The following is a 23192-nucleotide window of genomic DNA, read 5'->3' on the forward strand; positions in this document are numbered from 1 at the left end:
TACGCTGGGTGACCGTGAGACGCACGCTGTTCGGCCGCCCCCTGCGCGGCGTCGCCTTCGACGTGGCCGTCTCCGCCGTGGTGGCGTTCGTCGGCCTCGCCTCGGCGGTGGCCCAGCCCGGCGGTTGGGCCGCCACCGGCGTCGGCGTGGGCATGGCGGTGGCGCTGCTGTTCCGCCGCACCCACCCGGGCGCGGTGACCGTCGTCGTGGCGGCGCTCGCCCTGGTCCAGGTGATCGCCCGGTGGGGTCCGCTCGCCTTCGACGTCGCCGTCCTCATCGCGCTCTACAGCGTCGTGAAGTACGGCAGGCGCCTGCGCGACGGGGTGCTGGCCGGCGCGGTCGCCGCCGTGGGCGTGCTGCTCGCCGCCGCGCAGACCCCCGGCGTCATCGACTGGTGGGTGACCGCGCTGTGGTACGCGCTGGTCACCGGCGCGGTCTGGCTCGTCGCGCTGAACGTGCGGACCCGCCGCCTCTACGTGCTCAGCCTCGAGGAACGGGCCGCCACCCTGGAACGCGAGCGGGAGGCCGAGTCCCGGGTGGCGGTCGCCGAGGAGCGCACCCGGATCGCCCGCGAGTTGCACGACGTGGTGGCGCACAGCATGGCGGTGATGATCGTCCAGGCGGACGGGGCCCGGTTCATGCTCGACCGTGACCCCGAGCAGGCCCGCACGGCCGTGAAGGTGGTCGCCGACACCGGCCGTTCGGCGCTGGAGGAGATGCGCCGGCTGGTCGGGGTCCTGCGCGACGCGGGCCCGTCCGGAGCGGGCGGGTCGGTGGTGGCCGCCGACCCGGAGCACCGCCGGCTGGCCCTGGCCGAGCTGCCCGACCTGCTGGCCCGCTTCCGCGACGCCGGGCTGCGCATCCGCGACGGTGCCACCGGTCAGCCGCCGGCCCTGCCTCCGGGTCTGGAACTGACCGTCTACCGCGTGGTGCAGGAGGCGCTGACCAACGCGCTCAAACACGCCGGCGTCGGGGCCGCCGTCGACGTCACCCTGACGTACACCGCCGAGGCCGTCGTGGTCCGGGTCGTCGACGACGGCCGGGGCCGCCCGGTGGTCAGCCCGGCGCCGTCCGGCGGTCACGGTCTGCTCGGCATGCGCGAGCGGGTGGCGGTGTACGACGGCAGCCTCACCGCCGGCGCCCAGCCGACCGGGGGTTGGCAGGTCCAGGTCCGGCTACCGCTACCGTCGGAACCCTCAGCGGAGGTGATCGCGGCATGACGGTCCGGGTGGTGATCGTGGACGACCAGGCGCTGGTGCGCGCCGGGTTCCGGATGGTGCTGAGCTCCCAGCCCGACCTGGAGGTGGTCGGGGAGGCCATCGACGGCGCGGACGCCCTGCGGGTGCTGGCCCGCACCGAGGCCGACGTGGTGGTGATGGACATCCGGATGCCCACCATGGACGGGGTGGAGGCGACCCGCCGGCTCTGCGCCGACCGGCCGTCGGGCCCGCCCCGGGTGCTGGTGCTGACCACCTTCGACACCGAGGCGGACGCGTTCGCCGCGCTACAGGCCGGGGCCAGCGGCTTCCTGCTCAAGAACGTCCCGCCGGAGGAGCTGCTGGACGCGATCCGGGTGGTGGCGCGGGGCGACTCGGTGGTCGCCCCGTCGATCACGCGGCGGCTGCTGGACCGCTTCGCCGGTCAGCTCGGCGCCGGCCCGACCGCCGACCCCCGGCTGGCCCAGCTCACCGAGCGGGAGCGGGAGGTGCTGCTGCTGGTCGCGCAGGGCCTGTCCAACGCCGAGATCGCCGCCAAGGCGCACGTGGCCGAGGCCACGGTGAAGACCCACGTCGGGCGGATCCTGGCGAAGCTGCACCTGCGCGACCGGGTTCAGGCGGTCGTGCTGGCGTACGAGAGCGGCCTGGTCACGCCCGGCCGGTGACCCGCCGTACGACCCGGGTCGTACGGCCGGCGGGCCGAGCGCTACCTCGGGCGTACGCGGGTCGAGCGCGCAGGTGGAGATCGATCGGATCGGACCGGCCATAGCGTCGGAGGGGTCCGATCCGCGCCTGCACCGGGAGCCCGCACATGATCCGATTGACCCTGCGCTCGCTGCGCGCCGAGGCGCTGCGCATGCTGCTCTCCGCGCTGGCCGTCGTGCTCGGCGTCGCGTTCATCGCCGGCACGCTGATCTTCGTCGACGGGATGCGCGCCGGCGCGTACGAGCGGGCCGGGACCTTCGACCGGCACACCGACCTCGGCGTCTACCCGAGCGGCGACAAGGCGCTGCCGGCGAGCCTGGTCGACAGGGTCCGCGCCGTCGACGGCGTGGCCGCCGCGGCCGGGGAGCTGACCGGCGCCGGAGGGCTTCTCGGCGCCGACGGCCGGCCGGTGCTGGGCTACGCCGTGCTCGCCGCCATCCCCACCGAGGCCGCCCTGCGCTCGTACGACGTGGTGTCCGGCCGCCTGCCCGACCGCGCGGGCGAGGTGGTGCTCGACGCGCCCACCGTGGCCGAGGAGGGCTTCACCCTCGGCGCCCCGGTCCAGATCGGCGGCACCGGCGGGGCGGCCCGCCCGTACACCCTGGTCGGTACCGTCGATGTGGCGGGCAGCGTGCGTGACGTCGGCGGGCCGTTCATCGGCCTGGTCGGCCCGGACGCGCTCGCGGTCAGCGGTGCGCGCGGCTATGGCCGGATCATGGTGGCGGCACGGCCGGGAACGTCCGAGACGGTGCTGGCCGACCGGCTGCGCGCGGTCGTCGGGGGTGCCGACGCCAGCGTGAAGAGCCGTCAGCAGATCCTCGACGAGGCCGTCGACGACGCGGTTCGGGACCTGAACCAGTTCATGATGCTGCTGCTCATCTTCGTCGGGGTCGCGGTGGTGGTGGCCGGCTTCGTGATCGCCAACACCTTCGCGATCGTGCTGGCGCAGCGCACCCGGCGGACCGCGCTGCTGCGCCTGGTGGGCGCGACCCGGGGGCAGGTCTTCCGGGCCGCCCTGCTGGAGTCGGCGCTGGTCGGTTTCGTCGCGTCCGTGCTCGGGGTGCTGCTCGGGGTGGCTCTCGCCGCCGGTATGCGGCTGCTGATGACCCGGCTGGACGTGCCGGTCTCCGGTGGGCTGACCGTCGCCGGCTCGACCGTGCTGACCAGTCTGCTGCTCGGCACCGCGCTCACCGTGGCGTCCGCCCTGCTGCCCGCCTGGCGGGGGACCACTGTCGCCCCGGTGGCCGCGCTCACCGACGCTGCGGTGCAGCCCAGTCGGGGTGCCGGTCGGCTGCGCCTGATCTTCGGCGCGGTGGTGCTCGGTGCCGGCGTCGCGGCCCTCGCTGGCGCCGCCAGCGCCGGTCAGGTGCTGCTCGTGGCCGTCGGCGGCGTGTTGGCGTTCTTCGGGATCGTCCTGTTCGGGCCGGTGCTCGTCCCGGCGCTGATCCGGGTGATCGGCTGGCCGGCCCGGCGGCTGTTCGGCATGACCGTGGGCCTCGCGGTGGCCAACGCCGTGCGCAATCCGCGCCGGATCGCCGCCACGGCGACCGCCCTGGTGATCGGGATCGGACTGGTGTCGGCGTTCGTGGTCGGCGCGCGCAGCACCAAGGACGGCATCGACCGCAGCGTCGACGCCGAGATCGGGACGGACTTCGTGGTCAGCGGCATCGGCCAGAACCTGCCCGCCGCGCTCGCCGGTGAGCTGGCCGCGCGCCCCGAGCTGGGCGTGGTGCACGAGCAGCGCAGCACCGTCACCGGCGACATCGAGGTCCGCGCCGCCCACCCGGCGCTGGTGGGGCGGACGCTGACCGGGGTGCTGGCCGGCGACGTCGGGCGGCTCGGGCCGGGGCAGGTCCTGGTGCACCGGGAGTTGGCGCAGGCGCGCGGCTGGCAGGTCGGCTCCGCCGTCACCATCGCGGGGCGGCCGTTCCGGGTGGCAGCGGTGGTCGCCGACGACGCGCCGGCCATGGTCGCCAGCGCGGCGCCCGAGGGGCACGTCATCGAGGTGGACGACGCGGACTTCGCCGCGCTCTTTCCCCGCGAGCGGGGCTTCCTGGCCGAGATCGACCCCGCCAGCGGCGTGAGCGCCGAAGAGGCCCGCGACGCGATCGAGGCGGTGCTGGCCCGCTATCCGACGGTGAACCTGATGGACCAGGGCGCGTACAAGAAGATGCTCACCGGCACGGTGGACATGCTGTTGGCCTTCGTCACCGCGCTGCTCGGCCTGGCCGTGGTGATCGCGCTGGTCGGCGTGGCGAACACGCTGAGCCTGTCGGTGGTCGAGCGCACCCGGGAGAACGCGGTGCTGCGGGCGGTCGGGCTGACCCGGGCCCGGATGCGGGCCATGCTCGCGGCGGAGGCGGTCCTGATGGCGCTGGTCGGCGCGGTGCTCGGCATCGGGCTGGGCACCGGTGTCAGCGCCGCCGCGATGGCGCTGCTGGCCCGTCTCGGCGGTGACTTCCACGTGGTGCTGCCGCTCGGTCAGCTCGGGCTGATCCTCGGCGTGGCAGTGCTGGCCGCCCTGCTGGCGTCGGTGCTGCCGGCCCGTCGGGCGCTGTCGCGGCCCGTCGTCGAGGCGCTCGCCGACCAGTGATCTCGGCCGTCTCCGCCTCGCGGCCTTCGGGCTGGGACATCCGCCGGCCGGTCCCGCCGTCTTCCCCGGCGGCGGGACCGGCCAGCGGTGCCGGGTCTAGAGGCGCTCGACCATCTCGCCGACGCACCGGTTGCGGGTGTCGAAGACGTAGCGGGCGTGCCGGACCACCAGGTCGTAGTCGAAGCTGTCGTGGTCGGTGACGACCACCACCGCGTCCGCGGCCCGCACCTCTCGCTCGGTGAGCTCGACGATGGTGACCCCGGCGGGAATGTGGTGGGCCTCCGCGTACGGCTCCACCGCGTAGACCTCGGCGCCGAGGGCCTGCAACCGGCGGGCCACGTCGACGGCGGGGGAGTCCCGCATGTCGCCGGTGTTCTTCTTGTACGCGAGCCCGAGCAGCAGCAGTCGGGCGCCGCTCACCGCCCGGCCAGCCCGGTTCAGCCCCGCCATGATCCGCTGCGCGACGTGCTCGGGCATCTCGTGGTTGACGTCGTTGGCCAGCTCGATGAACCGGAACTGCCGGCCGAGGCGCCGTTTGACCTGCCAGGACAGGTAGCACGGGTCGATCGGCAGGCAGTGCCCGCCGACACCGGGGCCGGGCCGGAACGGCAGGAACCCGAACGGCTTGGTCTCGGCGGCGTCGATCGCCTGCCAGACGTCGATGTCCAGGTGGTGCGAGAGCATGGTCAGCTCGTTGATCAGCGCGATGTTGACCTGGCGGAACGTGTTCTCGATCAGCTTGGTCAGCTCGGCGACCCTCGTGGAGTCCACCGCGACGGTGCGCTCCACGAGGCGCTGGTAGAACCCCTGCACCCGGGCCAACGACACCGCGTCGACACCGGAGACCACCTTCGGGGTGTTCTCCAGTCGCCAGGTCGGGTTGCCCGGGTCGATCCGCTCGGGGCTGTAGCCGAGGTGGAAGTCACCGGGGCTGGTCAGCCCGCTGGCCGACTCCAGCAGCGGTCGGAGCAGCTCCTCGGTGGTGCCCGGATAGGTGGTGGACTCCAGGATCACCGTGCAGCCCGGCCGCACGTACGGGCCTATGCCGACGCCGGCCTGCTCGACGAAGCTCAGGTCCGGGGTGCCGTCGCGCAGCGGGGTGGGCACGGTGATCACGCAGATGTCGAAACCGTCGGCGTCGGTGTACTCCGTGCTGGGGCGGTACCGACCGCTGCCCAGCGCGCGGCCCAGCCGGTCGGTGGGGATGTCCTCGACGAAGGACTCACCGGACGCGAGCCGCTTCACCCGGTCGGCGTCGACGTCGAGGCCGACGACGTCCAGGCCCGCCTCGACGGCGCGCATGGCCAGCGGCAGTCCGACGTACCCCTGGCCGATCACGACCAGCTTCTCAGCGCTCACCCGGGCTCCCGCGGCAGATGGTGGAAATGACCTGCGGAGAGCCTAGAGGGGTCTTCGGCGACGTAAGTCCGTTTTGGTGATATCGGTGCTGGTGCGACGGCCGGTCAGTTGCCCGCCGGTTCGCCCGGACCGGTCGGCGCCTCCGTGGTGGGGACCGGCTCGCTCGGGGGCGGGTTGCTCGGCGGCGGGTCGGTCTTCGGCGGGTCGCTGGGCGGGGGCGCGGTGGTCGCGCTCGGCGTCGCCGACGGCGGGCTGGACGACTGGGAGGGCTGCACGCTCGGCGTGGCGGTGACCGACGCCGACGCGGTCGCGTCCGGGACGGTCGGCCGGTTCGGGCGCTCCGGGTCGTCCGTGCTCTGCTCGTTCGCCGCCGGCAGCTCCGCCTGCTGGGTCGGCCCCTGCGTCACGGAGGTCGTCGGCAGGTTGACGGCCGGCTCGTCGTCGCCGGTGTTGCGCGCCGCACCCAGTGCCGCCCCGAGGCTGATCAGGGCGACCAGCATCGCGGCCGCCGCGCCGACCAGTGGCCCGCGACGTCGCTGACGCCCGGCATCCGCCGTGCTCGCCACCGCCGCGCCGACCGGCACGTCGGTGCGGGTGCCCGGTCCGGCCTCGCGCAGCGGAACCGACGCCGCCATCGCCGTCGGCGGCTCGCCGCCGGTGAACGCGGTGCGGGCGGCCTCGGCCATGGCCGAGCCGCTGCTGAAGCGGTCGAGCGGATCTTTGGCGAGGGCCCGCGACACCAGGGCGCGGACCGCCTCCGGGATGTCGTGCGGCAGCTCCGGCGGCTCGTCGTCCAGGTGCCGGACGGCGACCTGGAGGGGGTTGTCCCCGGTGAACGGTGGACCGCCGGTGAGGCAGCAGTAGGCGACCGCGCCGAGCGCGTAGATGTCGGTGGCACCGCTGACCGGACGACCGGCGGCCTGCTCGGGCGCCATGTAGAGAGCGGTGCCGGGCACCGCGTTGGTGCTGGTGATGCTGGTCACGTTTGTGGAACGGGCGACGCCGAAGTCGACGAGGACGACCGTGCCGTCCTCCTGGACCAGCAGGTTGCTGGGCTTGACGTCGCGGTGCACGATGCCGCCCCGGTGCGCCGCGCTCAGCGCGTGCGCCGCCTGGGCCACGATCGACATCGTCTCGGCCACGTCGAGCCGGCCGGCCGCCTCGATCCGCTTGGACAGCGGCTCACCCTCGACGAACTCCATGACCAGGTAGTCCGCCCGACCGCCGTCGGGCAGGTCGTCCTCGCCGCAGTCGTACACCTGCACGATGCCGGGGTGCCGCAGAGCCGCCATGATCCGTGCCTCGGCCCGGAAACGGGCGATGAAGTCCGGATCGGAGACCAGCGCCGGCAGCAGGACCTTGACCGCGACCTGTCGGCCGAGGACCAGGTCCGAGGCACGCCAGACGTCGCCCATGCCGCCGGTGGCGACACGTTCGTCCAGGCGGTACCGCCCGCTGAGCACGACCTCCGATGACAACACAGCATTACCGTACCCAGAGTGGCGGGCAACGGCGCGCTGCGGTTGATCGGCCGCGTGGTCGTACCCGCCGGTCCGTCCGGTCTGACCTCTATGGACGCGGTCGGATCTGTGACGGCTCGACGACGGCGGGTGACAAAACCCGACACATCCCGGCGTACGCTTGCCGGATCACCGCCCCGGGCCGCCCACCGGCCCGGGGAGCGTCCTGCGGTTCACACCTGTTACGGCGGCACGCCGGTCTGGCGGCTTGATAATTGTCACTCTTCCGTGACGCGACCCCGACTTGTCGCTCGGATGGTCCCCTTTTACCGTTAGCCCGGCTCGGGGCCGCCCGGCCGGCCGTGCGTCGAGAGCCGAGAGCCATCGCGCCGGTGCGGACGCCCCGGCCGGCCCGGACGCGGGCGCGAAGCGAATTCGGTGGAGGGCGGTGCGCGTGCGGGAGCCGGCGGGGTCGACGGTTCGCGCGCGGACGCAGGCGTGGCGCGTCGGGCCGGGCCGCCGTCCCGAGCCACCCGTGAGCCGCGGATGACCGGCGAGCTGTCCGAGGCGGTCACCGCCGCGCAGGCCGGGGACGAGGACGCCTTCCGCTTCCTGTACCGCAGCCTGCAGCCGGGCCTGCTGCGCTACCTGACCGCCCTGGTCGGGGCGGACGCCGAAGACGTGGCGTCGGAGACGTGGTTGCAGATCTCCCGGGACCTGCCCAACTTCACCGGCGGTGAGTTCCGCGCCTGGACGGTCACCATCGCCCGTAACCGGGCCATGGACCATCTGCGCCGGCTGCGTCGACGACCGTCGCTGCCGGTCCCGGTGCAGGCGCTCACCGAGTTGGCCGGCGACGGCGACACCGCCGAGCGGGCCGGCGAGACGATCAGCACCGAGGCCGCCCTGGCGCTGATCGCCACGCTGCCTCCGCGCGAGGCCGAGGCGGTGCTGTTGCGGGCCGTGATCGGGTTGGACGCGGAGTCGGCCGGTCGGGTGCTGGGGCGTCGGGCCGGGGCCGTCCGGACCGCCGCCCACCGTGGGCTGCGGCGGCTGGCCACCCTGCTGGACCGGCAGACGGTGACCGCACCGCCATCCGACGGTGCCGTCACGACCGGGGCGCCCGGCACGCCGGGCCGGGTGTCCGCGCCGACCACGCGGCCTGCGCCTGCCGCGCCGCGCGGGGTGTCCGTGCCGAACGCGCCGCGCGGGGTGTCCGCGCCGGGCGGGGTGTCCGTGCCGAACGCGCCGGGCGGGGTGTCCGTGCCGAACGCGCCGGGCGCGACTGCGGCGCCGGCCCTCGGCGCCGACGGCGTCGCACCGTCGGTCGGCGCTGAGGCGGTTCCGCCACCTCGCGGACGCACCAGCCGATCCCGGCGGACGTCACACGCCGAGCAGGCGGACGGCTGACGTGAGGGGATTCCGGATGAACCCGTACCGGCCGGACCGGCACGCCGGCCGTGCCGAGACCGAACGGCTGCTCGACGCCACCCGCATCGACGCGGCCGCCCACCCCGAGGCGTCCCTCCGCGCTGGCACGTCTGCGGACTTCGACGCAGCCGTCGACTCCGACGCGGCACTCCACGTCGACACGGCCGTCGACTCCGACGCGGCGCTTCACGTCGACGCGGCCCTCGACCTCGACGCGGGCGAGCGGTCCCGCGCGCCCGCCGCCTCGCAGGCGGCGGCCGACCCGCTGGCGCGGCTGCTCGCCGCTGCCGCCGGCCCGGCCCGGCCGGGGGAGCTGGCGGGCGAGGAGGCCGCGCTGGCCGCGTTCCGGGCCGCCCGGGCCGCCGCCCCGGAGCCCGCCGCGGCCCGACGACCACGCAGCCGTCGGCTCACCACCGGCGCGTTGGCCTGGATCGGGGCGCTGGCCGCCACCGCCACCGCGGGCGCCGCGTTCGCCGCGGCCGGCCTGGACCGGGCACCCGACCCGGTCCCGCCGGCGCCGAGCAGCGCGCCACCGACCGCCAGCGATCCCGCGGCGACCGCGGCGACCACGCCGACCGCGCCGAGCCGATCGGCGTCGCCCGGCCCGCCGTCCCCGACCGGCACTCCGACCGTCGGTTCGGCGCCGAACGGTCAGCTGCACGGGCTGTGCCGGGCCTGGCGCGCAGGGAAGCCCGAGAAGCGGGAGAAGAAGTTGCGGACGCCGGCCTTCCAGCGGCTGGTGGAGGCCGCCGGTGGCGTCGCCGCGGTCGAGGAGTACTGCCAGCGACTGGTGCCCGAGGCGAAGCCGTCGGCTCCGGCGCGGTCGTCTGCCCCCGCCGAACCGTCCTCGGCGGGGACGCCGCCCGGATCGGCGAAGACCAAGCCCTCCCACCCGGCCGGGTCGGCCGCGAACTGAGCGTCCGGCCGGCGCGTTCGTTCTGCCGTGCACCGGGAAATTCGTCTGTTAGACAGGGGTTGGTGGCACCGTCGACGCCGCCGACAGTGTCGGTGGCCTGGTTTACGGTGGCACAGTGTTCCGGAGTTGGCGCACGACGAAGGAGGCTGCACCAATGGTGACGTCGCCCGAGCTGGATCGCAGCGCGATCCTGCGTGAGTCCGCGGCCGCAGGCCGACATCTCGCGCGCATCTGCTTCAAGACCGGCCCCCCGACATACACCGGCGTCGAACTGGAATGGACCGTGCACGACGCCGCCGACCCTGCCCGACCGGTCGACCCGGTGCGGCTGCGGGCGGCGCTGGGGCGCCACAGCCCCGTCACGCTGGACCCCACGAGCCCCGCCGAGCCGCTGCGACACGGCGGCACGGTGACCCTCGAACCGGGCGGCCAGTTGGAGATCTCCACCCCGCCGCGTTCTTCGACCGGCGCGCTGATCCAGGCCACCGAGGCCGACATCGCCCAGGTCACCGGCCTGCTGGCCGCCGCCGGGCTGACCCTCGGCCGCAGCGGAATCGACCCGCACCGTCGGCCCCGCCCAGTGGTGGACACTCCCCGCTACCGCGCCATGCGTCGCGCCTTCGACCGGCGGGGTCCGGCCGGCCGGACGATGATGTACAGCACCGCCGGTCTGCAGGTCTGCCTCGACATCGGCGAGCCGGACCAGGTCGCGGCGCGCTGGGCGACGGCCCACGCGGTCGGGCCGCCGTTGCTCGCGGCGTTCGCCTCGGCCAGCCGGCACGCCGGGCGGCGCACCGGTTGGGCGTCCGCGCGTATGGCCGCCTGGCTGGCCATCGACCCGGCCCGCACCCGCCCGGTGTGGGTGCCCGGCAACGCCGACGAGGATCCGACGACCACCTGGATCCGGTACGTGCTTGCCGCGCCGCTGCTCTGCCTGCGCCGACGCGGCCCGGACTGGGCCCCGCCGCCGGGTGTCACCTTCGCCGACTGGCTCGACGGCGCGCTGCCCCGTCCGCCCACCACCGACGATCTTGACTACCACGTCAGCACCCTTTTTCCACCCGTGCGCCCGCGCGGCTACCTGGAACTGCGCTATCTCGACGCCCAGCCCGACCGGGACTGGCGTCTCCCGCTGGCGGTGCTGAGCGCGCTGTTCACCGACGCGGGCACCGTGCGCGCGGCGTACACGATCGGCGCGCCGGTGGCGCACCGCTGGTCGGCGGCCGCGCGGCACGGCCTGTCCGACCCGACGCTGGCCGCCGCCGCGGCCGCGCTGCTCGACCTGGCCCTGGCCACACTGCCCCAGCTGGAGCTGCCGGCCGGCACCCACGACGAGGTCCAACGAGGCGTACGACGGCGGCTGGCCGCCGCACAGAGGGGAGACCGGTGAGCGCGAGGAGTGAGCCGGGGTTGCGAGCCCCGCAGTCGCGAACGTTGGCGGACCGGTGAGCGCGAGGAATGAGCCGGGGTGGCGAGCCCCGCAGTCGCGAACGGAGGGGAGACCGGTGAACGGCGAGACGGTGAGTGTGGGCACGACGGACCATCCCGAGGGGGAGCGGTTGCGGGGGCGGATCGCGGCGGAGTTGGCGCGCGCCCGGTCCCGTACCGCCCTGCTGACCGAGGCGGTCGACGACGCCGACCTGATGCGCCAGCACTCTCCGTTGATGTCGCCGTTGGTCTGGGATCTGGCGCACGTCGGCAACCAGGAGGAACTCTGGCTGGTCCGTGATGTGGGTGGCCGCGAGCCGGTCCGCTGCGACATCGACGAGCTGTACGACGCGTTCAAGCAGCCCCGCCGCGACCGGCCCGCGCTGCCGCTGCTGCCACCGGCGGAGGCGCGTGCCTACCTGGGCACGGTCCGGGACAAGGTGCACGACCTGCTCGACGCCGTGAGCTTCACCGATCGGCCGTTGGTCGCCGCCGGGTTCGCCTTCGGCATGATCGTCCAGCACGAGCAGCAGCACGACGAGACGATGCTCGCGACCCACCAGCTGCGCGCGGGCGCGGCGGTCCTGCACGCCCCGCCACCACCCGAGCCGACCGCCCGCGTCGGCGGTGAGGTGCTGGTGCCGGCCGGGGAGTTCACGATGGGCACCGACACCGACCCCTGGGCCCTGGACAACGAACGTCCCGCGCACCGCGTCGACCTGGCCGCGTACGTCATCGACGCCGCGCCGGTCACCAACGGCGAGTACGAGGCGTTCATCGCCGACGGCGGCTACGACGACCCGCGCTGGTGGAGCGCGGCGGGTTGGGAGCATCGTGTTCGGGAGCAGCTCGTCGCGCCGATGCACTGGCGTCGCGACGGCGACGGCTGGGCGTACCGGCGTTTCGGCCGGTGGGATCCGGTGCGCGCCGACGAGCCGGTGGTGCACGTGTGCTTCCACGAGGCGCAGGCGTACGCCGCGTGGGCCGGTAAGCGTCTGCCGACCGAGGCGGAGTGGGAGAAGGCCGCCCGGTGGGACCCGGCGACCGGGCGGTCGCGCCGCTACCCGTGGGGCGACGGGGACCCGACCGAGGCGCACGCGAACCTCGACCAACGTCACCTGCGGCCGGCGCCGGTGGGAGCGTACCCGGCCGGCGCGTCGCCGCTGGGCGTGCACCAGCTCATCGGGGACGTCTGGGAGTGGACGTCGACCACCTTCCGCGGGCATCCCGGCTTCACCGCGTTCCCCTACCGCGAATACTCGGAGGTCTTCTTCGGCGACGACTACCGGGTGCTGCGCGGCGGCTCGTTCGGCACGGACCGGTCGGCCTGCCGGGGTACGTTCCGCAACTGGGACTATCCGATCCGGCGGCAGATCTTCAGCGGCTTCCGTTGCGCCCGGGACGCCGCACCGGACGAGTCGCGCCCGTGACGCCGCACCGGGCCGGCACTGCGGCGGCCGGATTGCGCTGATGTGCCGTCACCTGGCCTATCTGGGGCCGCCGGTCACGCTGGCCGAGTTGCTCTTCGAGCCGGCGCACGCACTCGTACGCCAGTCCTGGGCGCCTCGCGACATGCGCGGCGGCGGCACGATCAACGCCGACGGGTTCGGCGTCGGCTGGTATCCGAGCGACGGCGAGCCGGTGCGTTACCGGCGTGCCCAGCCGATCTGGAGCGATCCGACGATCGCCGAGCTGGCTGCGGTGACCCGCGCCGGCGCTGTGCTGGCCGCGGTCCGCTCGGCCACCGTCGGGATGGCGGTGCTCGACGGCGCCGCCGCGCCGTTCGCCGAGGGTCGGTGGCTGTTCAGCCACAACGGTCTGGTCCGGGGCTGGCCGGACGCGATGGTGTCGCTCGCCGCCGGCCTGCCGGTGCGTGACCTGCTGACCCTGGACGCGGCCACCGACTCGGCCCTGCTGTGGGCGCTGGTGCGGCACCGGCTGCGCGCCGGTGACGACCCGGCGGAGGCGGTGGCCCGGACGGTGGCCGAGGTCGCCGTGGCCGCTCCGGGGTCGCGGCTGAACGTGCTGCTCACCGACGGGCGGCGGGTGGTGGGCACCACGTCCGGCCACGCGCTGTCGGTGCGTGCGGCGGCGGGCTCGGTGCTGCTGGCCTCCGAGCCACACGATGACGACCCCGGATGGCGGCCGGTGCCGGAGGGGCACCTGGTCACGGCCACCGTGGACGAGGTGCGGATGTGCCCACTGCCGACCCGGTGAGCCGCACCGGTCGGGCACGCGAGGTGTGTGACTGAGCAGAGAGGCAGGACCGATGACCGCGGAACCGTTGGAGATCTACCTTGAGCCGCAGGACCTGGAGCGTGGTCTGCGTCAGGACGTCCGGGCCGGGTTGACCGCCGAGCCGAAGTGGCTGCCGCCGAAGTGGTTCTACGACTCGCGGGGCAGCGAGCTGTTCGAGGAGATCACCCGGCTGCCCGAGTACTACCCGACGCGGGCGGAGCGGGCGGTGCTGGCCGAGCACGCACCGGACGTGGCGGCGCTGACCGGTGCCAAGACCCTGATCGAGCTGGGCTCCGGCTCGTCGGAGAAGACCCTGCTGCTGCTGGACGCGTTCACCCGTCGGGGCGGCCTGGGCACGTTCGTCCCGTTGGACGTGTCGGTCAGTGCCCTGCTGGGGTCGACCGCGCAGATCGCCGCCGACTATCCGGGGCTGCGGGTCCGGGGCATCGTGGGGGACTTCACCCGCCAACTCGACCGGCTGCCCACCGGCGGTCGGCGGTTGGTGGTGTTCCTGGGCGGCACGATCGGCAACCTGCTGCCGGCCGAGCGGGCCGACTTCCTGGCCGCGATGCGCGCCGCGCTGGAGGTCGGCGACTGGCTGCTGCTCGGCACCGACCTCGTGAAGGACCCGTCGATCATCGTGCCCGCGTACGACGACGCGGCCGGGGTCACGGCCGAGTTCAACCGCAACGTGCTGTACGTGATCAACCGGGAGTTGGGCGGCGACTTCGACCCGGAGGCGTTCGAGCACGTCGCCCGCTGGGATGCCGACCACGAGTGGATCGAGATGCGGCTGCGGGCGACGCGCCCGATGCGGGTCCGGGTGCTGGACCTGACGGTCCAGTTCGCCGCAGGGGAGGAGCTGCGGACGGAGGTGTCGGCGAAGTTCCGCCCGGAGCGGGTGGCCGCCGAGCTGCGCGAGGCGGGCTTCGCGGCGACGAACTTCTGGACCGACCCGGACGGGCTCTTCGGGGTGACGTTGGCCCGGGCGCGGTGAGGCTGTTCACCACGACTTCCGGCCCGGGCACGGTGAGGCTGTTCACCCACGGCGTCCGAGCCGCTCGGTGATCGGTTAGGCTGGTCGCGCGAAGGGGAGTAGCCCTCAATGTCGTGGTCGACATACTGGTGCGTTCCGCACCCGGCCACGCGGCCCCGGTCTCCGGGGCGGGCGAGACCTTCGACTCAGGCTGTTACAGCCGGGTCGAGGGCGCCCCGTACCTCCTCCCGGCGTGAACGGGAAGGATGTCATGGAGGGATTCCTCGCCGCGCTGGTCGTCAGCTTCGGTGTCATTTTCGTGGCCGAGCTGGGAGACAAGTCCCAGCTGATGGCGCTGACGTTCGCTACGCGGTTCAAACCGATTCCGGTGCTGATCGGCATCACCGTCGCCACGGCGGTGGTGCACCTGGCGTCGGTCGCCATCGGTTCGGGCCTCGGCGCCGTGCTGCCCACCGAGTGGATCTCCCTGGTGGCCGGTGTGGCGTTCCTCGGCTTCGGCGCGTGGACCCTGCGCGGTGACACGCTCACCGAGGAGGAGAAGCGCAAGGCCGAGAAGACCAGCAAGACCGCGATCGTGGCGGTGTCGGTGGCGTTCTTCCTGGCCGAGCTGGGCGACAAGACGATGCTCGCGACGATCACCCTGGCCACCAAGTACGGCTGGTTCGGCACCTGGCTCGGCTCCACGATCGGCATGGTCGCCGCGGACGCGCTGGCCATCCTGGTCGGTCGGATGCTCGGTCGCCGCCTGCCGGAGAAGACCATCAGGTACGGTGCCGCGGTGCTCTTCGCCATCAGTGGCCTCTGGCTGATCCTGGAGGCCGTCAACGAGCTGACCTGAGCACCGACTAGCCGCCCCGCTGGCGGGTAACGGCTCCGGGTGGAGCCGGCGGAGCTGCTGCGCCACGGCGACGAGGTGCTGGTCGCCGTGGTGGAGGTGGCCGGGGCCCTGGTGATCTTCGTGGGTGCCGTCTGGGCGGCGGTGCGGTTCGCGGTCGAAGGGCTGCGACACCGCACCGCCGCCGTCTTCACTCCGATCCGACTGTCCCTGGGCCGGTTTCTGACCCTCGGTCTGGAGTTCCAGCTGGCCGCCGACGTCCTGCGCACCGCGGTGTCACCGTCGTTCACCCAGATCGGCCAGCTGGCGGCGATCGCCACGATCCGGACGGCGCTGAACTACTTCCTGGGCCGGGAGATCCGGCAGGAGCAGCGGCAGGTCACCGACGGGCAGCGGCGGCCGTGAGCGGTGCGCTGGTCGAGGTGGTGACCGCGCTGGCCCTGGTCGCCGGTGTGGTCACGGCCCTGTGCACCGGTGCCGTCCGGGTCGCGGTCCGGGTGCTGTTGGACCTGCTCACGGCGGCCGGCCTGCTTCGCCTGGCCGATGATCCGCAGTGGGGTGGCCTGGCCGCCGCGGCGGCGATCGTCGCGCTGCGCCAACTGCTCGCGGCGGCGTTGAGTCTCGCGCCGCCGTGGTCGCGCCGACAATCCCCGCCGCGCTGCGCCGAGGACGATCACCACTTACCGTGGGCAGTAGCAGCGAAACAGGGAAAAGCGGGAGGATAACCACATGAGCCGGCACGACGAACCGAACGAGTACGGCTACGCCGGCGGCGCCACCGCTCCCGAGCCCCAGCCCGGCGGCAAGCCCGACGAGCAGGACCTCGCGGAGGAGGTGGCGGTGCCCGGCGACGATCTCACCGCGCCGACGACCGACGCGCTGGCCGACGAGACCGAGGAGCGTCGCCCCAGCGAGCGCCGCCGCTGACGCGTCACGCCTAACGGCGGTCGCCCGCACGGGCGACCGCCGACGCCGTTCGGGTCATGATCGACCGCCGACGCCGTTCGGGCAGCTCGTCCGTGACCCCCCTGCCGGCCGGTGCCAGGTGTGAGCTGACCACCGTGAGCGCGGCCAGCGTGCGGGCGATGTCGGTGGCAATCGGGATGGCCCGACCGCGCAACCTCCCCCCGCCCGCTGTCTGGACCACCGCCGCGGAGATCGGCGCGGGCAGCGCCATCCCGCCGAGGGTGGCCACCACCGCAAGCGCCGCGCCGCGCGGCTCCCGCAGGTCGCGCCGACGACGAACTCGCGCTTGAGGTCCAGGCCCGCCACGAGAACGAAGACTGCCAGCAGCCCCGATTGGCGCGGCCCAGGTCGAGGCACCAGCGCTCGCCGTCGGGCCAGGGCGCCCCGGGTGTACGACTCGACCCCCACGGCGTCCTCGCCCAGGTCAGCGCGAGGGGCAGCAGTGCGCCTCCGATGGTGGGGTGCGGGCGATCACTCGGCGTCCGGGACGGGGGCGGCCAGAGATCGGCCGTGGACTTTTCCCGGATGTCGCCGCTGCCGAATGACCCTTTGTCGGGTTGGTCATGTGGGCGCACTTGTTCGCCTCGAAAATGCATAACTCCGGACATAAGCCCTATGAGGGGCTTTAATGGTTTCACGAGTTGGCAGACGACCTTGGGGGTTTTCGTGAAGTTCTTTGGCGTAACCGGACCCGCACGGAGGCACTCCTGATGGACCTGCTCCGCCAATTGCGCCACGTGCGTCGGCACTGGTGGGTCGTGCTGGTCACCGTCATGGTGGCCCTGGGCGTCTCGGCGTTTCTGACCGTACGGGCCCAGCCCCGGTACGTCGCTTCGGTGACCTTCTTCGTCACCACCCCCAACCAGGGCGTCAGCGACGCCTACCAGGGTGGTCTGTTCCTTCAGCAGCGGGTCAAGTCGTACGCCGACCTGCTCAGCAGCGATCGCCTGGCGCAGAGCGTGGTGGCCGAGACCCCGGTCGGGCTCACCGCGGACGAGGTGCAGCGCCGGGTGACCACCTCCACGGAGACGGGCACCGTGCTGCTGCGCGCCTCCGTCACCGACACCGACCAGGCGCGGGCGATGCGGGTGACCGAAACCCTCGCGGCAAAGTTCGTCGAGCTCGTGCAGAAGGTCGAGACGCCGCCCGAGGGCAAGGCGCCGATCAAGATCGAGGTGGTCAGCGGCCCACGGGTCAGCGCCAGCCCCGTCTCGCCGCAGCCGGTCCGCAACCTCACGCTCGGCGGTCTGGTCGGTCTGGCGCTCGGTGTCGGCCTGGCGATCCTGCGCGGCGTCGCCGACGTCCGCCTGCGCGACGCCGCGGGCCTGCAACGCGCCACCGGAAGCCCACTGCTCGGTGAGATTCCGTTCGAGAGCGCCGCCCGCACCGCTCCGCTGATCGTCGGCGAAGCCGCGACGTCGGCGCGCGCGGAGGCGGTCCGCAAGCTGCGGACCAACCTGCGCTTCGTGGACGTGCACGAGCCGGCCCGGGTCATCGCCGTGACCAGCGCCCTGCAGGGCGAGGGTAAGACGACGCTCTCCTGCAACCTGGCCATCGCCCTGGCCGAGGCGGGCTGGCGGGTGCTGCTGGTCGACGCGGACCTGCGCCGCCCGAAGGTCGACGAGTACCTGGGCCTGGACGCGGGCGTCGGTCTCACCGACGTGCTGGTCGGCGACGTCCAGGTCGGTGACGTGGTGCAGCGCTGGGGCGACAAGTCCCTGCTGGTGCTGCCCAGCGGCTCCGCGCCGCCGAACCCGAGCGAACTGCTCGGCTCCAAGGCGATGGCGGACCTGCTGCTCGCGCTGCGCGAGTCCACGGACATCGTGATCATCGACACCGCGCCGCTGCTCGCGGTGACCGACGGTGTCGTGGTGGCCGTCCAGGCCGACGGCGCGCTGCTGGTGAGTCAGCAGGGCCGTACGTCGCGAACCCAGGTGGCCGCGGCGGCCCGCTCGCTGCACTCGGTCTCGGTGCGGTTGCTCGGCTGCGTGCTGAACATGGCCAAGGTGGCCAAGGCCGAGGCGTACCAGTACGAGGCTTACCGGGTGGCCACCTCGTCGGCCACGCCGTCGGTGCCGACCGACCGGGCCACCGCAGCCCGGCACAGCGAGGGCGCCGGCGTCAACGGCGTCAGCGACCGCACCCAGGAACTCACCCGGTTGCCCCGATGAGCGCGGCGAGGGGTCGTAGCGAGCGTTCGATCTCCTCAGCGCAGCGACGGAAGTCGGCGGCGGTCCCGCCGATCGGGTCCCGCAGGTCGTCCGCGTCCGGGGCGGCGGGTTGCAACCGTCCCCGGGCGTGGGCGGCGGCGGCGATGGCGGCCCGCAGCGGGTCGTCGCGCGACTCGGCGGGCGGCTCGGCCGCCGCCGCCAGTCGGCCGAACTGGCGCAGGGTGAACGTCCGGTGCAGCGCGCCGGGCGCCAGCGCGGTGCAGATCGAACGCTGCCGCCGTGTCGCGGTCAGCACGAGCGTCGCGTCGGCGAGGTGTTCGGGACGCAGCGTCCGGCTGGCGAAGGCCGCCGGGTCGCCGCCGCCCTCGGCCGCGACCTGGGCCGCGTACGGGTGCATCGCCATCCCGTCCATCGCGTCGGTGCCGGCGCTGGACACCAGCACGGGCCGGTCGGCCAGCAACCGGCGGGCCAGGTACTCGGCCATCGGCGAGCGGCACAGGTTGGCGTGGCAGACGAACAACACGCGGTCGGCCATCGGGAGCCCTCTCGTGGGTGCGGACACGGGTCGCCACACCCCGAGGGTGGTGCGTCGACGCCGCTGGCCGCGCGGGGAGGGGATGTCGGCATCGTACGCGGGCCGACCACCCGCCGGACGTGCTGCCGCGCCGGCCGAGGCCGATCCGTGGTCCTCGGCGGTGCCCCGGTGAAGATCGGCATCCTGTCGTACCACTTTCCACCCGAGCCCGCCTTCATCCCCGGCAGCCTCGCGGAGGAGCTGGCCGCGCGCGGGCACGAGGTCCGCGTGCTCACCGGCTTCCCGGACTACCCCGGCGGCCACGTCTATCCAGGGTGGCGGCAGCGCTGGCACCACGAGACGCACAGTCAACGGCTGGCGGTCCGGCGGGTGCCGCGCTACTCCGGCGGGGCCACCTCCACGTACGGGCGGATGGTCAGCTACCTGTCGTTCGCGGGCAGCGCGTCGCTGGCGGCGCGTCGGTTCCTCGGCGACGTGGACGCGCTCTACGTCTTCCAGCTGCCGGCCACCACGTTCGCCACCGCCGCTCTGTTCCGGCTGCTTCCGAAGGTGCCGGCCGTGTTGCACGTACAGGATGTCTGGGCACGCGACGGCGCGGACGCGGACGGCGACGGCCGCTGGTCGGCACGGATGGGCGCCGCGATGACCCGCATCTACCGGACGGCCGCGCGGGTCGCGGTGGCCGCACCGTCGATGCGGGACCTGGTGGTCGCCGCCGGGGCCGACCCGGCCCGGGTCCAGCTGGTGCTGAACTGGACCGACGAGCGCATCTTCTACCCGGCGACACCCGGCGCGGCGGCTCGGCAGATGGTCCGCCGGGATCGCCGGTGCGTGGTCATGCACGCCGGGACCATCGGCGCCCGCCAGGGGCTGGAGACGGCGGTACGGGCCGCCGCGGCGTTGGACCGCACCATGGATCTGGTCCTGGTCGGGTCGGGCGCGGATGAGCAGCGGGTGCGGGGGCTCGCCGCCGAACTGAAGGCGGAGAACGTCCGCTTCCTTCAGCGGCGGTCGCCGGTCGACATGCCCGAGCTGTACGCCGCCGCCGACTACCAGCTGATCATGCTGCGCGACCTGCCGGAACTTCGGGGCATGGTGCCCGGCAAGCTGCAGGCCGCTCTCTCCTGCGCCGCGCCGGTGGTGGCGTCGGCCGGCGGGGACACCGCCGAGCTGGTCGAGCGCGCCCGAGCCGGGTTGTCGTGCCCTCCCGAGGACTGGGCCGCGCTGGCCGACCGGTTCTGGTTGGCCGCCACCATCCCGCCGCCGGCGCGCACCGAGATGGGCCGCCGGGGCCGACAGACGTACCTGCGGGAGATGTCGTTGCCGGCCGGGGTGGACCGCATCGAGCGGTTGCTGCACGAGGCCGCCGGCCGGGTCCCGCAGGGTGCAGGAGAGCCGCGAGGAAACCTCGCGTAAAGGACGAGAAGGCCCATAACCGTACGAGATCCCTTGCAACGTGCTAAGAACGTCAGGGAATCGAACGGACTGTCCGATTCCGGCAAACGGGAGTGTGGTGTGACGGAGAGCGAACGGCCGCGTCGACGGCGAAGCCGATCCCGGCGTCGCCGGCGCGCACGGCTGCGACGGGCCCTGCTCGGTGCCCTGGTGGTCGGATCACTGCTGCTCGCCAGTGGCGGATGGATCGGCTTGCGGGGCTGGCAGGCGCGCGCGCACCTGCTCAACGCCGCCGGCCTGGCCCGGGAGCTGAGCACACAGGTGGTCGGCGGGGACACCGACCGTGCTCTGCGGACTCTCTCCGCTCTGCAGGAGCAGTCCGGCGCGGCCCGAGCCGCCACCTCCGACCCGAGCTGGAAGGTCGGTCGGCGTACCCCGATCGCCGGCGACGACCTCGACGCGGTCCGGCTGATCGCCATCGCCATCGACGACCTGGCCCGGCGGGCGTTCCCGACCCTGCTGCGGACGGACCTGACCAGCCTGGTGCCGGCCGAGGGTCGGTTGGACCTGGCCCGGCTCAGCTCGGTCTCCGCAGAGCTGACCCGGGCGAACGACGCGGTGCAGGCCACCCGCCGTGACTTGAGCGAGGTGCCCGTCGACCGGCTAGTCAACCAGGTGCGCCAGGCGCTGACCGATCTACGTGGCGAGATCGACCGGCTGGCCAGTCTCACCGCTGCGGCCGACCAGGGCGCACGGCTGCTGCCGCCGCTGCTCGGTGCGAATGGCTCGCGGCGTTACCTGCTCGTCTCGCAGAACCTGGCCGAGCTGCGTGCCACCGGCGGCATGTTCGGCGCGTACGCGATGATCGAGGCCGAGAACGGACGGGTTCGGATGGGCGCGCAGGGCAGTAGCGCGTCCCTCGGCCGGTTCACTCCCGCGTTGAAGCTGCCCGCCGAGACCCGAGCGGTCTGGACCGACCTGCCGGGCATCTACCCCGCCGACGTGAACCTCACCCCGCACTTCCCGACCGCCGCCGCCCTGTACCGGGAGATGTTCCGGCGCAAGACCGGGACCACCGTCGATGGCGTTCTCGCCGTCGACCCGGTGGTGCTGTCCTACCTGCTGAAGGCGACCGGCCCGGTGCTGGTGCCCGGTGGAGTGCCGCTGGCCAGCGAGAAGGTCGTGCAGACCCTGCTCAACGAGACCTACCAGCGGCTGGGCACCACGGAGCAGGACGCCTACTTCGCGTCGTCGGCCGCCGCGGTGTTTGACGCCTTCTTCAAGAAGAATGTCAACCCACGGGTGTTGTTGTCCGCATTCGACCGTGCTATCACGGAACGCCGGATATTGTTCTGGAGTGCTCATCCGGAAGAACAGCGGACATTCGGCGACAGCCGGATGGCCGGGACGCTCCCGGAACAGGACACCGTGCCGACTGTCGGCGTGTTCCTCAACGATGGCAGCGGCGCAAAGCTCGGCTACTACCTGCGGCCGACGGCGAACCTCACGGTCGGCGAATGCCGGCCCGACGGCCGCCGCGAGCTCCGGCTGCGGGTGACCCTGCGCTCGACGGCGCCGAAGTCAGGGCTCAGCAAGTCGATCCTTGGCCTCGGTCTGGCTGGCGATCCGTACACCGTCCGCACGCTGGTGTCGATCTACAGCCCGGCTGGCGGCTCCGTGCTCGACGCCCGGCTCGACGGGGCTGAGACGGCACTGGGCAGCGGCACCGAACGCCGCCGCCAGGTGGCGACGGCCAACGTCGACATCGGCCCCGGCGTCGAGAGGGCGCTGGAGGTCACCGTCCTGACGGCCAAGACCGACGTCGGGCAGGCCGAGCTATGGCTGACCCCCACCGCCAGCCCGTGGACCACCCAAGTTCATTCCGCACCAAGCTGTGACCAGTAGGAGGGAACCAATCATGCGGCTATCCCGCATCATCATGGCGCTCACGGTCGGCCTGGCCGTGGTGGCCGTGCCGACGGCAGCGGGGGCGGCACAGCCGCAGCCGACGCCCAGCGCGACCACCGATCCGACTCAGCCGCCGCCGTACCCGCCGACCACCGCGTCCCTGACCGTCAACCGGCCGACGATCTTCCTCGGCGAGACGGTCATCCTGACCGGCACCAACTTCGGCCCCAACGAGACCGTCGACATCACGGTGACCGTCACCCCGATTGCGGCCCCGGCCGCAGGCAAGGCGCCGGCCCGCCGCAGCGACGGCACCACCGTGGCCATGGCGCCGGTGGCGTACCAGGCGAGCGCGCCGCTGCAGTTCACGGCGTTCACCAACGCCCAGGGCGGCTTCACCAAGAGCTACAAGCCGTCGGTGACCGGTCTGCTGACCTTCACCGCCACGGGCCGCGAGTCCGGCCGGACCGCCAGCACGGAGCTGCGGGTGCTGCACAAGAAGCAGCCGCTGCCCGTCACCGGTGACAGCATCGGTACGCCCATGAAGCTCGGCGGCGGCCTCGTCGGCGCCGGCGCGATCATGCTGCTGCTGACCCTGGCCTGGCGTCGCCGCCAGCGCTTCAGCGGGGCCGCGCACTGATCGCCGTACCACCAACCGGGCAGTGCCCGGAGCGCACTTCATGCTGGCGCCCGTCGGATCTCCCGACGGGCGCCAGCCCCCTGTCATCCCTCCGACGGGACGTGATCGACTCGCGTGGTCGGAAAACCGGGGCATCCGGACGACCGGGAGACCCCGATATCCAGGATCCCGAGTCGATCACACCCGCAGTTCCGCCCAGGTCGCCGTGCCCGGGGACGTCCGCGCGGGCCTGGTCCCGGCGGAGGCGTGTTCGGGCAGGTCAGGTCGACGTGACCGGCCCGGTCGGGTTGCCCTGATCGTGGCGTCGGCGAGGTGGGTGTGTCCGGCTGGCCGGATGCCGCGATATCGCCGATCTGGAGTCGATCAGGCCGGGTGTCCGGTAAGACCGGTTGGGGTCG

The 23192-nt window shown here is 73.4% G+C and carries 21 protein-coding genes; 17 read left to right on the forward strand and 4 right to left on the reverse strand.

The annotated features are described in order from the left end of the window. Positions 1-8 precede the first annotated feature (8 nt). The 3 genes from ACFYPR_RS23235 to ACFYPR_RS23245 all read left to right on the forward strand — a co-directional run bounded on the left by ACFYPR_RS23235 (position 9) and on the right by ACFYPR_RS23245 (position 4515). Positions 9-1220, forward strand: a complete 1212-nt coding sequence (locus ACFYPR_RS23235) for a histidine kinase (protein ID WP_363941531.1) — start codon at positions 9-11, stop codon at positions 1218-1220. Further along, positions 1217-1882, forward strand: coding sequence for a response regulator transcription factor (locus ACFYPR_RS23240; RefSeq protein WP_354858927.1), 666 nt, complete (start codon positions 1217-1219; stop codon positions 1880-1882). The genes ACFYPR_RS23235 and ACFYPR_RS23240 overlap by 4 nt, the downstream gene beginning before the upstream one ends. Before the next feature lie 146 nt (positions 1883-2028). Continuing rightward, entirely contained in the window at positions 2029-4515 is a 2487-nt protein-coding gene (locus tag ACFYPR_RS23245) for an ABC transporter permease (RefSeq protein WP_387262415.1), read from the forward strand. A 96-nt stretch (positions 4516-4611) separates the two neighbouring features. On the opposite strand, the gene ACFYPR_RS23250 is transcribed toward ACFYPR_RS23245, so the two are convergent. Together ACFYPR_RS23250 and ACFYPR_RS23255 are read right to left on the reverse strand one after the other, a co-directional pair. Next, the gene (locus tag ACFYPR_RS23250; RefSeq protein ID WP_387262418.1) at positions 4612-5874 is read right to left on the reverse strand and encodes a nucleotide sugar dehydrogenase; all 1263 of its coding nucleotides are present in this window, start codon (positions 5872-5874) and stop codon (positions 4612-4614) included. A gap of 104 nt (positions 5875-5978) precedes the next feature. Next, positions 5979-7355, reverse strand: a complete 1377-nt coding sequence (locus tag ACFYPR_RS23255; RefSeq protein WP_387262421.1) for a serine/threonine-protein kinase — start codon at positions 7353-7355, stop codon at positions 5979-5981. 525 nt (positions 7356-7880) lie between these two features. Here ACFYPR_RS23255 and ACFYPR_RS23260 point away from each other — a divergent pair. From ACFYPR_RS23260 to ACFYPR_RS23305, 10 genes are all read left to right on the forward strand, one after another. Further along, positions 7881-8744: a sigma-70 family RNA polymerase sigma factor gene (locus tag ACFYPR_RS23260; RefSeq protein WP_387262424.1), complete on the forward strand. Its 864-nt coding sequence runs from the start codon at positions 7881-7883 to the stop codon at positions 8742-8744. A gap of 16 nt (positions 8745-8760) precedes the next feature. Beyond that, positions 8761-9681 carry a hypothetical protein gene (locus ACFYPR_RS23265; RefSeq protein ID WP_387262426.1) on the forward strand — a complete coding sequence of 307 codons (921 nt, stop codon included), beginning with the start codon at positions 8761-8763 and terminating at the stop codon, positions 9679-9681. Positions 9682-9835: 154 nt separating this feature from the next. Next, positions 9836-11071, forward strand: coding sequence for an ergothioneine biosynthesis glutamate--cysteine ligase EgtA (gene egtA / locus ACFYPR_RS23270; RefSeq protein WP_354862924.1), 1236 nt, complete (start codon positions 9836-9838; stop codon positions 11069-11071). Between the two features lie 115 nt (positions 11072-11186). Continuing rightward, the gene (gene egtB, locus ACFYPR_RS23275) at positions 11187-12539 is read left to right on the forward strand and encodes an ergothioneine biosynthesis protein EgtB (RefSeq protein WP_355069114.1); all 1353 of its coding nucleotides are present in this window, start codon (positions 11187-11189) and stop codon (positions 12537-12539) included. Between the two features lie 40 nt (positions 12540-12579). Next, positions 12580-13326: an ergothioneine biosynthesis protein EgtC gene (egtC, locus tag ACFYPR_RS23280; protein ID WP_387262429.1), complete on the forward strand. Its 747-nt coding sequence runs from the start codon at positions 12580-12582 to the stop codon at positions 13324-13326. A gap of 52 nt (positions 13327-13378) precedes the next feature. Beyond that, positions 13379-14344: an L-histidine N(alpha)-methyltransferase gene (gene egtD / locus ACFYPR_RS23285; protein ID WP_387262432.1), complete on the forward strand. Its 966-nt coding sequence runs from the start codon at positions 13379-13381 to the stop codon at positions 14342-14344. 250 nt (positions 14345-14594) lie between these two features. Further along, positions 14595-15182, forward strand: coding sequence for a TMEM165/GDT1 family protein (locus ACFYPR_RS23290; RefSeq protein ID WP_354862932.1), 588 nt, complete (start codon positions 14595-14597; stop codon positions 15180-15182). A gap of 39 nt (positions 15183-15221) precedes the next feature. Continuing rightward, positions 15222-15584: a DUF1622 domain-containing protein gene (locus ACFYPR_RS23295; protein ID WP_354862934.1), complete on the forward strand. Its 363-nt coding sequence runs from the start codon at positions 15222-15224 to the stop codon at positions 15582-15584. Continuing rightward, positions 15581-15904, forward strand: coding sequence for a hypothetical protein (locus ACFYPR_RS23300; RefSeq protein ID WP_387262435.1), 324 nt, complete (start codon positions 15581-15583; stop codon positions 15902-15904). The genes ACFYPR_RS23295 and ACFYPR_RS23300 overlap by 4 nt, the downstream gene beginning before the upstream one ends. Before the next feature lie 4 nt (positions 15905-15908). After that, the gene (locus tag ACFYPR_RS23305) at positions 15909-16106 is read left to right on the forward strand and encodes a hypothetical protein (RefSeq protein ID WP_355137156.1); all 198 of its coding nucleotides are present in this window, start codon (positions 15909-15911) and stop codon (positions 16104-16106) included. Positions 16107-16116: 10 nt separating this feature from the next. Here the strand turns inward: ACFYPR_RS23305 and ACFYPR_RS23310 are convergent, their stop codons facing one another. Continuing rightward, entirely contained in the window at positions 16117-16479 is a 363-nt protein-coding gene (locus ACFYPR_RS23310; RefSeq protein ID WP_387262474.1) for a Na+/H+ antiporter NhaA, read from the reverse strand. 376 nt (positions 16480-16855) lie between these two features. Here ACFYPR_RS23310 and ACFYPR_RS23315 point away from each other — a divergent pair, with 376 nt between their 5' ends. Then, positions 16856-18316, forward strand: coding sequence for a polysaccharide biosynthesis tyrosine autokinase (locus ACFYPR_RS23315; RefSeq protein WP_355137154.1), 1461 nt, complete (start codon positions 16856-16858; stop codon positions 18314-18316). On the opposite strand, the gene ACFYPR_RS23320 is transcribed toward ACFYPR_RS23315, so the two are convergent. Beyond that, complete coding sequence (locus ACFYPR_RS23320) at positions 18297-18851, reverse strand: low molecular weight phosphatase family protein (protein ID WP_354863225.1); 555 nt, start codon at positions 18849-18851, stop codon at positions 18297-18299. The genes ACFYPR_RS23315 and ACFYPR_RS23320 overlap by 20 nt on opposite strands. Before the next feature lie 168 nt (positions 18852-19019). On the opposite strand from ACFYPR_RS23320, the gene ACFYPR_RS23325 reads away from it, so the two are divergent. From ACFYPR_RS23325 to ACFYPR_RS23335, 3 genes are all read left to right on the forward strand, one after another. After that, complete coding sequence (locus ACFYPR_RS23325; RefSeq protein WP_354863224.1) at positions 19020-20267, forward strand: glycosyltransferase family 4 protein; 1248 nt, start codon at positions 19020-19022, stop codon at positions 20265-20267. A gap of 189 nt (positions 20268-20456) precedes the next feature. After that, entirely contained in the window at positions 20457-22151 is a 1695-nt protein-coding gene (locus ACFYPR_RS23330; protein WP_387262439.1) for a DUF4012 domain-containing protein, read from the forward strand. Positions 22152-22164: 13 nt separating this feature from the next. Further along, positions 22165-22794: a hypothetical protein gene (locus ACFYPR_RS23335; RefSeq protein WP_387262441.1), complete on the forward strand. Its 630-nt coding sequence runs from the start codon at positions 22165-22167 to the stop codon at positions 22792-22794. Positions 22795-23192: the final 398 nt, after the last annotated feature.

Source organism: Micromonospora sp. NPDC005254, from assembly GCF_042872525.1.
In the GTDB taxonomy this organism is placed as follows: domain Bacteria; phylum Actinomycetota; class Actinomycetes; order Mycobacteriales; family Micromonosporaceae; genus Micromonospora.